We start from the raw sequence: 13,798 nt of genomic DNA, 5'->3' as shown, positions 1-13,798 counted from the left end.
GCAGGGAATCCTTATTTCTTCGCCGCTTTATCCGTTTCCTTGGCTACTACCGGCCGTTCGGCCAGTTTGTGTTCCAGGTAGTGGATGTTGGTCCCGCCTTCGATGAAACGGGCGTCGATCATCAGCTCGCGGTGCAGCTGGATGTTGGTCTGGATCCCTTCGACCACCATTTCCGACAGCGCAATCTGCATGCGCCGGATCGCCTGTTCGCGGGTCGAGCCGTAAGAGATCACCTTGCCCACCATCGAATCATAATGCGGCGGCACGAAATAGCCCGCATACGCATGCGAATCGACCCGGATGCCAGGGCCGCCGGGAGCATGCCATGACAGGATCTTGCCTGGCGACGGCGTGAACTTGAACGGGTCTTCGGCGTTGATGCGGCATTCGATAGCGTGGCCGGAGAGCTGGATATCGCGTTGGCGGAAGCGCAGCTTTTCACCGGCGGCAATGCGGATCTGTTCCTGCACGATGTCGATGCCGGTGATCATTTCGGTGATCGGATGTTCGACCTGGACCCGGGTGTTCATTTCGATGAAGTAGAACTCGCCATTTTCATACAGGAATTCAAAAGTGCCGGCGCCGCGGTAATCCATCTTGCGGCAAGCTTCGGCGCAACGGTCGCCGATTTTTTCGATGATCTTGCGCGGGATGCCGGGCGCTGGCGCTTCTTCGATCACTTTCTGGTGGCGGCGCTGCATGGAGCAATCGCGCTCGCCCAGCCAGACCGCGTTCTTGAACTGGTCGGCCAGGATCTGGATTTCCACGTGGCGCGGATTTTCCAGGTACTTCTCCATATACACTTCCGGATTGCCGAATGCGGCGCCGGCTTCGGTCTTGGTCATGGTCACGGCATTGGCCAGCGCTGCTTCGGTATGCACCACGCGCATGCCGCGTCCGCCGCCGCCGCCGGCCGCCTTGATGATGACCGGATAGCCGATCTTGCGGGCAATCTTGACGATTTCCTTCGGATCGTCGGGCAACGCGCCTTCCGAACCTGGAACGCAAGGCACGCCGGCGCGGATCATGGCTTGTTTGGCCGATACTTTATCGCCCATCAGGCGGATGTTCGCCGGCCGCGGGCCGATGAAAACAAAACCCGACTGTTCAACCCGTTCAGCGAAATCGGCGTTTTCGGACAGGAAGCCGTAGCCCGGATGGATGGCTTCGGCATCGGTCACTTCAGCAGCGCTGATGATGGCCGGCATGTTGAGATAACTCAGGCTGGACGGCGCCGGGCCGATACAGACCGATTCATCCGCCAGTTTCACATACTTGGCGTCACGGTCTGCCTCGGAATGGACCATCACGGTTTTGATGCCCATTTCACGGCAGGCGCGTTGGATGCGCAAGGCGATTTCGCCGCGGTTGGCGATAAGGATTTTTTCAAACATAGTAATTGGTATATGCGTCGCTAAGAGTTAAGCGTTATCAAGCATTGGGTTGCCAATACGGCCGTCGCTCAAAGGCGGATGGCGCTGTACTGGAAACCGGAACGGCGGGACCCGGGTAAGCGGATGCCGCCGTGCAGGCAACTCGGTAGTTCTCTCGGTACAGGTCTATTAACCAATGATGAACAGCGGTTGGCCGAATTCGACCGGCTGGCCGTTTTCCACCAGGATCTTCTTCACTACGCCAGAAGCGTCGGCTTCGATTTCATTGAGCAGCTTCATCGCTTCGATGATGCACAAGGTGCCGCCTTCCTTGATTTCCGAGCCGACTTCGACAAATGCCGGCGAACCGGGAGCCGACGAGCGGTAGAAGGTGCCGACCATAGGTGACTTGACGACATGGCCTTCCGGCACGGCAGCCACTTCCACCGGCGCGGCGGCGGCAGCTACCGGCGCCGGCGCGGCGACCTGGTACTGGGCCGGGTGCTGGTGTTGCGGTTGCATCATGACAACCTGGTTTTGCTGGGATGCAGACGACTTGACGATACGGACCTTGCTTTCGCCTTCCGTCACTTCCAGCTCTTCGATGTCTGATTCAGCGACCAAGTCGATCAGCGTTTTGAGTTTTCTCAAATCCATATGCAATCCTTCAGAATATATAAATAATGAAAAGCTATTTTTCGTTTTTTTGACAGGCATTCAGCGCCGTTGCAAGGAATCTGCAAAAACGCTGGAGTTACTGCAAATTATCAACTAGATATCAACTAGAGTTTCTTAATGGCAAATTCAACAGCTGCGCGATAGCCATCCACGCCTAAACCGCAAATGACTCCCACAGCGACATCCGATAAATAGGAATGATGTCGAAATGCTTCTCGCTGGTGGATATTCGAGATGTGGACCTCGATAAAACGGATCGCCACCCCAGTCAGTGCGTCGCGCAAGGCGACGCTGGTATGCGTGAGCCCGCCTGGGTTGATCACGATGGCATCGACGCCTTCTGCCTTGGCCGCATGGATGCGGTCTATCAGTGCGCCTTCGTGATTGCTTTGGAAATGCTCAAGCCGGGCCCCAGCGGCGGTTGCCTGGGCCCGAGCTGCCTGTTCGACATCGCTCAGCGAGGTCGAACCGTAGACTTCCGGCTCTCTTGTACCCAGCAGATTCAGGTTGGGTCCGTTGAGTAGAAGTATATTTTTTGCCATGGAGATGGTGCTCCGTTTGACGACGATGGCCGCATTTTGCCGTCAAATGACGTTGACTGGCAAGGGGAAATTTGTTTCTGTGAAATTTCGGTCCGGCATTGTTAAATGTTTCTGCGGTAAGTTTTCAGCTTATAGCAATGCCAAGTCTTTTCGCAGTTCATCGAATTTGATGCTGCCCAGGTACATTTTCTTCACCTGGCCATCGCTACCGATCAATACCGTGAAAGGCAGGCCGCCGCTCTGGTTGCCAAATTGCCGCAGCAATGCGGTGGCGCCGGTGCCCGCCACGTACAAGGGGTAGGAGATTTTGTATTTGTCAGCAAATTTTGCGATGTTGTCCGCAGAATCGATGCCGATGCCGATAATTCGTATATTTTTTGCGGCTATTTCAGTTTGCAGGGCATTCAGTTCCGGCATCTCTTCCACGCAGGGCGCGCACCAGGTTGCCCAGAAATTGACTACCAGGGGTTTGCCTTTCCACTGCGACAAGGCGCTGGCCTTGCCGCTGGCGTCGGGCATTTCCTGGGCCAGCAGGCTGGCTACCGCGGCGCTTTCCGGTGGCGCCGGCGTATGGCGCTGCATGCCAAAATAAACGCCGATCGCGCAAAATAAGATCGCGATAGGCACAAATATCAATATATTTCTTTTCATTAATTTTCTTCTTTGTCGATCAGGGCCAGTACGGTATTCAGGTCGGCCCGTTCAGCGCGTTTCCCGGATGCGGCCCTGATACTACCTCGCAAATCGTCAGTTTCATATAGGGTCAGATGCAGCCCCTCTTTTTTATACATGAAACTCACAGTTTCCACCGGGTCGTTATTACTGCCGGTTTTAAGCGGCGTGCCGGTCGAGACTTCGAATTGCACATTCTTGTTAAAAAGAAAAATTTCTACGTCTTTGGGACTGTCGACAAACAAATGCAGATGGATATCCGAGTGCTCCCCGGCAGTGCCGTTGAGGACCGCGCCGGTAAGATAAGGCTTGAATTGCACCAGTTCAGCCATGATTTCCGCGGCGATCTGGCGTAAATGCAAGAGCCGTGCCGGTTGTGTGTCGGCAAAGAACAGTTCGTTATATATGCGTACTTCTTCTTCGATCTGGGCGTTATCGGGCAGGAAATCGCCACGGATCTTGCCGCCGCCGCGCTTGCTGCCGACGCACAGTTCCACCGCTTTGCGCTTCGCGGTGCCATAGTCGGCGCCGTCTTCGGCGATCATGCGGGCCGCCGCGGCAGCAATTTCTGCGCGCAGCTGTTCTAGTTCGGGTGAGAGATTGGATGCCATGAGCGGCATGATAAATCGATTTGCCTGCGCGCGTCCCCTTGCTCCCCGAATACCTGGCTTAAGGCAAATCCGAAACTGCACCGATTTTTCCGTATTTCACTTTTTCCAAGCCCTGCTAACGAGTGCGGCAGCTGCTCAGGTAAAATCACGGTATTCCTCTTTTCAGCATAGTGAAATTCAAGAATGCATATTCATATCCTTGGCATCTGTGGCACCTTTATGGGCGGTTTGGCGGTGTTGGCCAAGCAGGCCGGGCATAAAGTCACCGGCTGCGACGCCAATGTGTACCCGCCGATGAGCACCCAGCTGGAGGCGCAGGGCATCAGCCTGATCCAGGGTTTCGGCGTGGAACAGACCGCCTTGCAGCCGGATCTGTACGTGATCGGCAACGTTGTGGTGCGCGGCTACCCCTTGATGGAAGAAATCCTGAACCGCAGCCTGCCTTACGTCTCGGGGCCGCAATGGATAGGCGAGCACATCCTGCGCGACAAATGGGTGCTGGCGGTGGCCGGCACCCACGGCAAGACCACCACCTCCGCCATGCTGGCCTGGATCCTGGAAGACGCCGGCTACGATCCGGGTTTCCTGATCGGCGGCGTGCCGATGAATTTCGGCATTTCGGCGCGTTTGTCGGGCAAGGGCGGCGCGCCATCATCGTTTTTCGTGATCGAAGCCGATGAGTACGACACGGCATTTTTCGACAAGCGCAGCAAATTCGTCCATTACCACGCCAGGACGGCGATCCTGAACAACCTGGAATACGACCACGCCGACATTTTCCCCGACCTGGCTGCGATCGAAACCCAGTTCCATCACCTGGTGCGCACCATCCCGGGCATCGGCCGGCTGATCGTCAATGCCCGCGAACCGGCATTGCAGCGGGTGCTGGACCGTGGCTGCTGGAGCGAAAAGGAATTTTTCGGCGGCGACCGGCAAGGCTGGACGCTGCGCACGCAGGACAACGGCCACTTTGAAGTGGCCCTCGATGGCCAGCCGCAGGGCACGGTGCAGTGGGAATTGAGCGGCGAACATAACCGCATGAACGCAGTGGCCGCGATTGCCGCCGCCCGTCATGTCGGCGTGCCGCCGGTCCAGGCCATCAATGCCTTGTCGCGCTTTGAAAATGTGAAACGCCGCATGGAGCTGCGCGGCACCGTGCGCCAGATTGCGGTATATGACGATTTTGCCCACCATCCGACCGCAATCGCCACCACCGTCGCCGGCCTGCGCAAGAAAGCCGGCGCGGCGCGCATCCTGGCGGTGCTGGAGCCGCGTTCGAACACGATGAAGCTGGGCGCCATGAAAGAAGCGCTGCCGGGCAGCCTGGGCGAAGCCGACCTGGTGTTCGGCTACGGCGCCAAGGGCGCCGGCAAGGATGCGCTGGACTGGGACCTGGCCGCCGCACTGCAGCCGCTGGGCGACAAAGCGAGTACTTACCACGAGCTTGACCGGCTGGTGGCGGCGATCGCCAAGGCCGCCAGGCCGGGCGACCAGGTGCTGGTGATGAGCAACGGCGGTTTCGGCGGCGTGCATCAAAAGATTCTTGCCGCCTTGTCTTCACTCCCGCCTGGCGCGCAATGATCCTGTACCTGCACGGCTTCCGTTCTTCGCCGCACTCGTTCAAGGCGCGCCTGCTGGCTGAACGCATGCAGCAGCTGGGAAGGGCGGCCGAATACCAGTGTCCGCAGCTGCCGGCCTCGCCGGCCGCCGCAATTGCCGTGGCGCAAGGCTGCATCAAGGATTGCGATCCTGCCGCACTGACCCTGGTCGGCTCGTCGCTCGGCGGTTATTACGCTACCTGGCTGGCCGAGCAAACCGGCTGCCGCGCGGTGCTGCTGAATCCGGCGGTCAAGCCGCCGCGCGACCTGGAAAAATATGTCGGCGTCAGTACCCAATACCATTCCGGCCAGCCATTTGAATTCAAGCGCGAGTACATCGCCGAGTTGCAGGCTTTGCAGATAACCCGCATCACCAGGCCGGAGCGTTATTTCCTGATCGCCGCCACCGGCGACGAAGTCCTGGACTGGCGCGAAATGGTTGGCCATTATCCGCAAGCCAGGCAGCAGGTGATTCAAGGCAGCGACCACGGCATCAGCGAATTCGCCGACTATGCCGGTGCGGTGCTGGCATTTTGCGGAATCGCCGCCGCTGCTGGACCTGCGCCGGCAGCGAGGACCTGATGCCGCGTTCCCGTACCTGCGCCCAATGGCATGACCATGCCAATGGCGTCCATCCCTCCGATAATTTGCGCGACTGGCTGACTGACCGCGTCTCGCTGACCTACAAGCTGATGGCCCATTGCCAGCAGTTCCGGGTCCAGCGCCTGCGCCAGCAGCGAGCGTTATGCCTGGCCGACGAGTGGCAAAGGATCGCGTTGCCGCGCCGCCTGCAGGTGCAGGAGCGGGATGTCCTGCTGCGTTGCGACGGCCGCCCGATGGTGCTGGGGCATACGGTGGTGGCGCTCGATGCAACCACTACCGAATGGCCGTTCTTCAGTACGCTGGGCGAGCGCTCGCTAGGCACCACGCTGTTCGGCGATCCGCTGGTGGCGCGCGGACAGCTGCAGTTCGCCCGGCTTTATCACGATCATCCGCTGGTGCGGCGCATGTGCGCCGCTACCGGCGTCGACGGTTTTACCTATCCGCTGTGGGCCAGGCGTTCCACCTTCCGCCGTAAAACCGGCGTGATGCTGGTGACAGAAGTATTTTTCCCCGAGATCGAACAATTGCAGAGGGTGCGGCCGGATCCGAAGGCGATGCCGTCCCCGGCTGCTCCCGGTCTTTCCTCGCCGATTGTTCCTGCCTATCAACAAACTTCATTTGACGCTGCAACAGGCCTGGCAGCGGTATCATCAGAAATCCACACGTAAAGCATGCAATGAATCTATTTTTTGAAGAGTCCGGCGACTTTAAAGCAGGTGTCGTACTGTCGCAGCAAGGCGAGGCCTACCAGGTCGAACTGCCGTCGGGCAAACGCAGCAAGGTCAAGTCCAAGGATGTGCTGCTGCAATTCACCGCGCCGACGCCGCAACAGCTGCTGGAAGAAGCGCAGCAGCTGGCGCAGGGAATAGAGCTCGATTTCCTGTGGGAAGTGGCGGGCCAGGAAGAATTCGGTTTTGCCGAACTGGGCGCGGAATATTTCGGCCATGCGCCGTTGCCGGCCGAAGCTGCGGGTTTGCTGCTGAGCCTGCACACGGCGCCGATTTATTTTTATAAAAAGGGCAAGGGCCGCTACAAGGCGGCGCCGGAAGCGTCGCTGAAAGCGGCCCAGGCCGGCATCGAAAAGAAACGGCAGCAAGCCTTGATCCAGGCCGAATACGTTGCCCAGCTGAAGGCCGGGCAATTGCCCGAGGTGATGAAGCCGCTGGCGCTGCAGCTGCTGTTCAAGCCAGACAAGAACAGTATCGAATACAAGGCGCTGGAAGCCGCCTGCAACGAATTGCAGACATCGCCGCAGCGCCTGATGCTGACGGTGGGCGGCATCGCTTCGCCGAAGCAGCTGCATCTTTCCAGGTTCCTGCTGGAATTTTTCCCGAAAGGTTCCGGCTTTCCCAAGATCGCCATTCCTGCGGTGGCGGATCTGCCGCTGGCGCCGGTGCAGGCATTTTCCATTGACGATGTAACCACTACCGAAATCGACGACGCCTTGTCGGTGCAGACGCTGGCGGACGGCAAGGTGCGGGTCGGCATCCATATCGCCGCCCCGGGCCTGGGCATCAAGCGCGGCGATGGGCTGGATGCGATTGCGCGCCAGCGCATGTCGACTGTGTATATGCCCGGCGACAAGATCACCATGCTGCCGGACGAACTGGTGGAAGCCTTCACCCTGGCCGAAGGCAAGAACTGCCCGGCGCTGTCGCTATACGCCACGCTCGACCCCGCCGACTGGAGCGTGGTCAGCACCGAGACCAAGGCCGAACTGGTGCCGATTTCAGCCAACCTGCGCCACAACACGCTGGACGAGCTGGTGACCGAAGAAAATCTCGCCAACGATGCCGGCGAGTATCCGCACAAGGCCGATATCGCCTTGTTGTGGAAATGGATACAGGTCCTGGAACAGGGCCGCATGGCCAAGCGCGAAAGTTTCGGTTTGCGGCCCGAACAGAACAACCGCGTCGATTTCAATTTCTATGTGGAAGACGATGTGGTCACGATTGCGCGCCGCAAGCGCGGTGCGCCGCTCGACAAGATCGTGGCGGAACTGATGATCTTCGCCAACAGCAGCTGGGGCAAGCTGATGTCCGACCACGGCGTGCCCGGCATCTACCGCGCGCAGGGCGGCGGCAGCGGCGGCTGGGCCGCCAAGATGCAGGTGCGCATGGTCACCCACGCAGCGCCGCACCAAGGGCTGGGCGTCGACCAGTACGCCTGGAGCACCTCGCCGCTGCGCCGGTATACCGACCTGGTCAACCAGTGGCAGATCCTGGCTTGCGTCGAAGGCGGGGTTGCCGCGCCGCTGGTAGCGCCGTTCAAGCCGCGCGACGCCGACCTGTTCGCCATCGTGTCCGGTTTCGACGCCGCTTATTCCGGTTATGGCGACTTCCAGTCGAACATGGAGCGATACTGGTGCTTGCGCTGGCTGGCCCAGGAACAGGCGCAGCACGGAACGCGCCAGGTCGACGCGGCGGTGCTGAAAGACGAAATCCTGCGCCTGGCGGAAATCCCGCTGATCATCAAATTGCCAGGCATGCAACAGCTGGCGCGCGGCACCCAGGTCAAGCTGGACATCATGCGCTGGGACGAGGTCGAGCTGACGGTCGAGGCGCGCTTGCTGGAAGTCTGTGCGGCGCCAAGCGCCGAGGCCCAGCTGCTGGAGCCGGAGGACGAAGAGGAAATTTCCGAAGAACTGGATGCGGCCATGGACATGCCGCATGAGATAGTTGATGTGCCGCCGGAGGCTCCGGCCGGCGATACGGCCGCCGAACCCGGAAGCGCCGTCGAGGAGATCAAGCCACTGGCGGAATGAACTCCTGCGGCAAGCGCGGAAAGCCACGATAAATTTCCCGTAGGCATCTCTCTGCACCTCTCTTTGCCGTAGAATCTCTCACTTTTATAGCCATTTTTAGCCCACGCGTGAAATCCTTTTTCCAAAATCGAATCCTGGTCGGCGCCATCGCGGCGTCGGTATTGGCGCATGCGGGCTTGCTGGCGGTGCGCTTTGCCGCGCCGGAAGCGTTCAAGCTGAAACCTACCGACCCGTTGCTGGAAGTGATCCTGGTCAATGCCAAGCACAATACCAAGCCGGTCAAGGCGGAGGCGCTGGCGCAAGCCAACCTGGACGGCGGCGGCAACGCCGATGCCGGCCGCGCCAAGTCGCCGCTGCCCGACATGCGCAAGTCGGAAGACGGCGACAACGTGCAGGCCACCAAGCGCCGCATCGAGCAGCTGGAACAGCAGCAGCAACAGATGCTGGCCCAGATGCGCAAGGAAACGCCGCTGCGGATGCCGGCCATGGACGTTAACGACAAGGCCAGCGACAGCACGCCGCAGCCTAACGGCAACGACCTGGTCGAAAGCGCCAAGGCGATCGCCCGCAAGGAAGCGGAAATCGCCAAGAATATCGACGATTACAACAAGCGGCCGAAAAAGACGCAGATCACGCCAAGCACGCGTGCCGTCGGCTACGCCGCCTACTACAAGTCGTTCCAGGACAAGGTCGAAAAACTGGGCACGCTGAATTTCCCCAAAAAGAACGGCAGGAACCTGTACGGACGGCTGGTGGTGTACATCCCGATTTACCAGGACGGCTCGCTCTACACCAGGGAAGGCGGTCCCAGGATCGAGCGCGGCTCCGGCAATCCCGAGCTCGACCGCGCTACCTTGAAAATCATTGAACGCTCGGCTCCGTTCGGACGCTTCCCGGAGAACATGCGCAGCAGCGGCAAGGATGATGTGTGGGAAGTGATCTCCACCTTCGAATTCACCCGCGAAGGCTTGCTCGAAGCGCAACTGATGGGAGGGACCAACCAATGACCGCTGCTTACGTGGTGATCGGCAATCCGGTCGCGCACAGCAAGTCGCCCGACATCCACGCACGCTTTGCCGCCGACACCGCCCAGGACATGCGTTATGGACGCTTGCTGGCGCCGCTCGATGGATTTGCGGCGGCAGTGCAGGAATTCATCGCGCAAGGCGGCCGCGGCGCCAACGTCACCGTGCCGTTCAAGCTGGAAGCGTATGCGCTGGCCACTGCCCTGACCCCTCGGGCACAGGCTGCCGGCGCCGTGAATACCTTGAAATTCGACGACGGCGCAATACTCGGCGACAACACCGACGGCGTTGGCCTGGTCACCGATATCGTGCGCAATGCCGGCTTTGAGCTGGCGCATAAAAAAATCCTGCTGCTGGGAGCCGGCGGCGCGGCGCGCGGCGTCCTGCTGCCGCTGCTGGAACGCCAGCCCGCACAGCTGACGATTGCCAACCGCACCGCGGCCAAGGCGCAGCAGCTGGTGCAGCAGTTCCAGCAACAGCGCGGCGGCTGCCTGTTGAACGCCTGCGGGTTTGCCGAAGCAACGCAGCAGTACGATCTCGTGATCAACGCCACCTCCGCCAGCCTGCAGGCAGAGCTGCCGCCGCTGGCCGCCAGCGTATTCGGTCCGGCCACGCTGGCCTACGACATGATGTACGGCGCCCAGCCGACGGTTTTCATGCAGTTCGCTGCCAGCCACGGCGCCCGGGTGCGCGACGGCCTGGGCATGCTGGTGGAGCAGGCGGCCGAATCGTTTTTTGTCTGGCGCGGGGTGCGTCCGCATACCGATGAATTATTTGCCGCCTTGCGCGCGCAGCTTTAAGCATTGTTCAGTTAATTATTTGCAGGGAACCGGGATGAAGTCAGTCGGCAAGCTTGTGTTGCGCTTATGTATGCTGCTGATCGCGGCAGTCCTGCTGCTGCAGCTGTATTTTTTCCTGCAGATCGGGTGGTGGGTCGATCACAATCCAAGTTCCACCAGCTTCATGCGGCACCGCTTGTCGGAGTTGCATGAAACCGTGCCGGACGCCCAGCTGCAATTCAAGTGGGTGCCGTACTCGCGCATTTCGAATAACCTGAAGCGCGCCATCATCGCCTCGGAGGATGCCAATTTCTCGGAGCATGACGGCGTCGACTGGGACGCCCTGCAGCAGGCTTACGAAAAAAACACCAAGAAGGGCAAGGTCGTGCGCGGCGGCTCCACCATCACCCAGCAGCTGGCGAAAAACCTGTTCTTGTCCGGCGAGCGCAGTTACCTGCGCAAAGGGCAGGAACTGGTCATCACCTACATGCTCGAGTTCTGGATGGACAAGGAGCGCATATTCGAAATCTACCTGAACGTGGTGGAGTGGGGCAACGGCGTGTTCGGCGCCGAAGCCGCGGCCCAGCATTATTTCAAGACTTCTGCCAGCAACCTCGGCGCCAGCCAGGCCGCGCGGCTTGCGGTGATGCTGCCGAAGCCGCGCTTTTACGACAAGAACCGCGGCTCGGCATATCTGTCGCAACGCACCGGCCTGATTTTGCGGCGCATGGGCTCGGCTGAATTGCCTTGATTTAATATACGCGCTGCCAGAAGTTGTTTGATTTGCAGCGAACCGCCATTCCCGGGACGCAGGAAATGGAAAAGCAACTTCCCTGAATACCAGTCGAGGTAAGCATGATCAATGTATTTGTTTTGCAGAACGGCCGCCTCAGCCAGGTCAACATCGAGAGTCACAGCGACCTTGAGAAAGTACAGCCGGTATGGGTCGACCTGACCGAACCGAACGACCAGGAACGGGCCTGGGTCAAGAGTATCTACGGCGTAACTTTGCCGGGGGAAGACGAGGTCAAGGATATCGAGGCATCAGCCCGTTACTATGAAGCCGAAAACGGCGACCTGCACCTGCGCACCGATTTTCTGTTTGAAGAGGACGACGGTCCGTCGTCCACCGTTACGGTCGCCTTTATCCTGGCGCGCAACATATTGTTTTCGGTGCACGGCGAGGATTTGCCGGTGTTCCGCCTGGTGCGCATGCGCGCACGCTCGCGGCCGGGGTCTATCGGCGATTACAAGGACGTATTGCTGGACCTGTACCAGACCGATGCCGAGTACTCCGCCGACGCCCTGGAGGGCGTATACAAGCAGCTGGATGAGGTCAGCCAGCGCGTGCTGCAAAAGAAACTGACGGACCAGGCCGCGGCCGAAGCCTTGAGCGCCATGGCGCATGAAGAAGACTTGAACGGCCGCATCCGGCGCAACATGATGGATACGCGCCGCGCGGTGAGTTTCCTGATGCGCGGCCGCCTGCTGAGCGTGGACCAGTTTGAGGATGCGCGGCAGATCCTGCGCGACATCGAATCGCTGGACGGCCACACTGCTTTCCTGTTCGACAAGATCAACTTCCTGATGGATGCGACGGTCGGTTTCATCAACATCAACCAGAACAAGATCATCAAGATTTTCTCGGTCGCCTCGGTAGCGTTCTTGCCGCCGACCCTGATCGCCAGCATCTACGGCATGAATTTCCATTTCATGCCGGAGTTCGACTGGGCGCTCGGTTATCCGTTTGCGCTGGTGCTGATGGTGTGCTCGGCGATCACGCCGTTCTGGTATTTCCGCCGGCGCGGCTGGCTCAACTGAAAATACTTTGAAAAGCAGAGCGGGAAACCGCCCTGCGTGCAGCTTAAACCAGCTGCGCGAATGCGCCGCGCGCTGCGGCGATGGTGGCCTCGATCACCGCGTCATCGTGCTGCGCCGATACGAAACCCGCTTCGAACGCCGACGGCGCCAGGTATACGCCGGCGTCCAGCATGGCATGGAAGAATTTGTTGAACAGGTCCTTGCTGGACGCCATCACTGTCGCATAACTATCCGGCACCGCCGCCGCAAAATACAAGCCGAACATGCCGCCGATCGCGTCGCCGCTGAAGGTGACGCCGGCTTCTTTCGCCGCCGCGCCCAGGCCGTTGACCAGCTTGCCGGTCTGCGTCCCCAGCCTGGTGTAGAAACCAGGCTCCTGGATCAGCTTGAGCGTGCTCATGCCGGCCGCCACCGCTACCGGATTGCCGGACAGCGTGCCGGCCTGGTACACCGAACCCAGCGGCGCCATGTGGCCCATCAGGTCGGCGCGGCCGCCGAACGCCGCCACCGGCAGGCCGCCGCCGATGACTTTGCCCAGCGCGGTGATGTCGGGCTTGATGTCATACAGCGCCTGGGCGCCGCCCAGCGCCACCCGGAAGCCGCACATGACTTCGTCGAAAATCAGCACGGTGCCGTACTGCGTGCACAGGCGGCGCATGGTCTGCAGGAATTCCGGCGTCGCGCGCACCAGGTTCATGTTGCCGGCCACCGGCTCGACGATCACGCAGGCGATCTGGTCGCCCATGTCCTTGAACGCGTCTTCCAGCTGCTGGGCGTTGTTGTAGTCGAGCACCAGGGTGTGCTTGACGAAATCTTCCGGCACTCCGGCCGAAGTCGGATTGCCGAAGGTCAGCAAGCCGCTGCCGGCCTTGACCAGCAGCGAATCGGCGTGGCCGTGGTAGCAGCCTTCGAACTTGACGATCTTGTCGCGGCCGGTGGCGCCGCGCGCCAGGCGCAGCGCGCTCATGGTGGCTTCGGTGCCGCTCGAGACCAGGCGCACCTGTTCGATCGACGGCACCAGCTTGCAGATCTCTTCGGCGATCTCGATTTCACCCTGGGTCGGCGCGCCGAAACTCAGGCCGCGCGCAGCGGCGTCCTGCACTGCCTTGACCACGGCCGGATGGGCGTGGCCGACAATCGCCGGACCCCAGGAACCGATGTAGTCGATATAGCGGCGGTCGTCGGCGTCCCAGAAATACGGACCTTCGGCGCGCGTGATGAAACGCGGCGTGCCGCCCACCGAACGGAAGGCGCGCACCGGCGAATTGACGCCGCCGGGAGTGGTCAGCTGGGCGCGGGCAAACAAGGTGTCGTTATTGGAAGTCATATTCT

General features: G+C 60.2%; 14 protein-coding genes. 8 read left to right on the top strand and 6 right to left on the bottom strand.

Features of this window, described 5'->3' with window-relative positions:
* Positions 1 to 11 precede the first annotated feature (11 nt).
* From accC to AC07RZ_RS19035, 5 genes are all read right to left on the bottom strand, one after another.
* On the bottom strand, positions 12 to 1,394 hold the full coding sequence (gene accC / locus AC07RZ_RS19055) for an acetyl-CoA carboxylase biotin carboxylase subunit (protein WP_092396668.1): 1,383 nt from the start codon (positions 1,392 to 1,394) through the stop codon (positions 12 to 14).
* A 168-nt stretch (positions 1,395 to 1,562) separates the two neighbouring features.
* On the bottom strand, positions 1,563 to 2,030 hold the full coding sequence (accB, locus tag AC07RZ_RS19050; RefSeq protein WP_092396864.1) for an acetyl-CoA carboxylase biotin carboxyl carrier protein: 468 nt from the start codon (positions 2,028 to 2,030) through the stop codon (positions 1,563 to 1,565).
* A gap of 125 nt (positions 2,031 to 2,155) precedes the next feature.
* The gene (gene aroQ / locus AC07RZ_RS19045) at positions 2,156 to 2,593 is read right to left on the bottom strand and encodes a type II 3-dehydroquinate dehydratase (protein ID WP_494669134.1); all 438 of its coding nucleotides are present in this window, start codon (positions 2,591 to 2,593) and stop codon (positions 2,156 to 2,158) included.
* A gap of 129 nt (positions 2,594 to 2,722) precedes the next feature.
* Positions 2,723 to 3,244 carry a TlpA family protein disulfide reductase gene (locus tag AC07RZ_RS19040; protein ID WP_494669133.1) on the bottom strand — a complete coding sequence of 174 codons (522 nt, stop codon included), beginning with the start codon at positions 3,242 to 3,244 and terminating at the stop codon, positions 2,723 to 2,725.
* The gene (locus AC07RZ_RS19035; RefSeq protein WP_494669177.1) at positions 3,244 to 3,885 is read right to left on the bottom strand and encodes a hypothetical protein; all 642 of its coding nucleotides are present in this window, start codon (positions 3,883 to 3,885) and stop codon (positions 3,244 to 3,246) included. The genes AC07RZ_RS19040 and AC07RZ_RS19035 overlap by 1 nt, the downstream gene beginning before the upstream one ends.
* Before the next feature lie 174 nt (positions 3,886 to 4,059).
* Here AC07RZ_RS19035 and mpl point away from each other — a divergent pair, with 174 nt between their 5' ends.
* The 8 genes from mpl to corA all read left to right on the top strand — a co-directional run bounded on the left by mpl (position 4,060) and on the right by corA (position 12,466).
* Complete coding sequence (gene mpl, locus AC07RZ_RS19030; protein ID WP_494669132.1) at positions 4,060 to 5,457, top strand: UDP-N-acetylmuramate:L-alanyl-gamma-D-glutamyl-meso-diaminopimelate ligase; 1,398 nt, start codon at positions 4,060 to 4,062, stop codon at positions 5,455 to 5,457.
* Positions 5,454 to 6,056 (top strand): YqiA/YcfP family alpha/beta fold hydrolase, encoded by a 603-nt coding sequence (locus AC07RZ_RS19025; protein ID WP_494669131.1) that lies wholly within the window; start codon positions 5,454 to 5,456, stop codon positions 6,054 to 6,056. The genes mpl and AC07RZ_RS19025 overlap by 4 nt, the downstream gene beginning before the upstream one ends.
* Positions 6,056 to 6,745, top strand: a complete 690-nt coding sequence (locus AC07RZ_RS19020; protein ID WP_494669130.1) for a chorismate--pyruvate lyase family protein — start codon at positions 6,056 to 6,058, stop codon at positions 6,743 to 6,745. Before AC07RZ_RS19025 ends, AC07RZ_RS19020 begins: the two co-directional genes overlap by 1 nt.
* Positions 6,746 to 6,753: 8 nt before the next feature.
* Complete coding sequence (locus AC07RZ_RS19015; protein WP_494669129.1) at positions 6,754 to 8,841, top strand: ribonuclease catalytic domain-containing protein; 2,088 nt, start codon at positions 6,754 to 6,756, stop codon at positions 8,839 to 8,841.
* A gap of 107 nt (positions 8,842 to 8,948) precedes the next feature.
* On the top strand, positions 8,949 to 9,848 hold the full coding sequence (locus tag AC07RZ_RS19010) for a TonB C-terminal domain-containing protein (RefSeq protein WP_494669128.1): 900 nt from the start codon (positions 8,949 to 8,951) through the stop codon (positions 9,846 to 9,848).
* A complete protein-coding gene (gene aroE / locus AC07RZ_RS19005) occupies positions 9,845 to 10,666 on the top strand; it encodes a shikimate dehydrogenase (protein WP_494669127.1) in 822 nt (273 codons plus the stop codon). The genes AC07RZ_RS19010 and aroE overlap by 4 nt, the downstream gene beginning before the upstream one ends.
* 34 nt (positions 10,667 to 10,700) lie before the next feature.
* On the top strand, positions 10,701 to 11,396 hold the full coding sequence (mtgA, locus tag AC07RZ_RS19000) for a monofunctional biosynthetic peptidoglycan transglycosylase (protein WP_092396688.1): 696 nt from the start codon (positions 10,701 to 10,703) through the stop codon (positions 11,394 to 11,396).
* Positions 11,397 to 11,500: 104 nt separating this feature from the next.
* On the top strand, positions 11,501 to 12,466 hold the full coding sequence (gene corA / locus AC07RZ_RS18995) for a magnesium/cobalt transporter CorA (protein WP_494669126.1): 966 nt from the start codon (positions 11,501 to 11,503) through the stop codon (positions 12,464 to 12,466).
* A 43-nt stretch (positions 12,467 to 12,509) separates the two neighbouring features.
* Here the strand turns inward: corA and hemL are convergent, their stop codons facing one another.
* Entirely contained in the window at positions 12,510 to 13,793 is a 1,284-nt protein-coding gene (gene hemL / locus AC07RZ_RS18990; protein ID WP_494669125.1) for a glutamate-1-semialdehyde 2,1-aminomutase, read from the bottom strand.
* Between the last annotated feature and the right edge of the window lie 5 nt (positions 13,794 to 13,798).

The organism is Collimonas sp. GW821-FHT07E08 (assembly GCF_059418905.1).
This window is presented reverse-complemented; position numbering and strand designations above follow the sequence as displayed.

Bases quoted from the DNA above. Each gene is read 5' to 3' on its own strand.
- AC07RZ_RS19035 (WP_494669177.1), bottom strand. From the start codon at position 3,885: ATGCCGCTCATGGCATCCAATCTCTCACCCGAACTAGAACAGCTGCGC.
- AC07RZ_RS19020 (WP_494669130.1), top strand. From the start codon at position 6,056: ATGCCGCGTTCCCGTACCTGCGCCCAATGGCATGACCATGCCAATGGC.
- accC (WP_092396668.1), bottom strand. From the start codon at position 1,394: ATGTTTGAAAAAATCCTTATCGCCAACCGCGGCGAAATCGCCTTGCGC.
- mtgA (WP_092396688.1), top strand. From the start codon at position 10,701: ATGAAGTCAGTCGGCAAGCTTGTGTTGCGCTTATGTATGCTGCTGATC.
- hemL (WP_494669125.1), bottom strand. From the start codon at position 13,793: ATGACTTCCAATAACGACACCTTGTTTGCCCGCGCCCAGCTGACCACT.
- corA (WP_494669126.1), top strand. From the start codon at position 11,501: ATGATCAATGTATTTGTTTTGCAGAACGGCCGCCTCAGCCAGGTCAAC.
- AC07RZ_RS19040 (WP_494669133.1), bottom strand. From the start codon at position 3,244: ATGAAAAGAAATATATTGATATTTGTGCCTATCGCGATCTTATTTTGC.
- AC07RZ_RS19025 (WP_494669131.1), top strand. From the start codon at position 5,454: ATGATCCTGTACCTGCACGGCTTCCGTTCTTCGCCGCACTCGTTCAAG.
- aroE (WP_494669127.1), top strand. From the start codon at position 9,845: ATGACCGCTGCTTACGTGGTGATCGGCAATCCGGTCGCGCACAGCAAG.
- aroQ (WP_494669134.1), bottom strand. From the start codon at position 2,593: ATGGCAAAAAATATACTTCTACTCAACGGACCCAACCTGAATCTGCTG.
- mpl (WP_494669132.1), top strand. From the start codon at position 4,060: ATGCATATTCATATCCTTGGCATCTGTGGCACCTTTATGGGCGGTTTG.
- AC07RZ_RS19015 (WP_494669129.1), top strand. From the start codon at position 6,754: ATGAATCTATTTTTTGAAGAGTCCGGCGACTTTAAAGCAGGTGTCGTA.
- accB (WP_092396864.1), bottom strand. From the start codon at position 2,030: ATGGATTTGAGAAAACTCAAAACGCTGATCGACTTGGTCGCTGAATCA.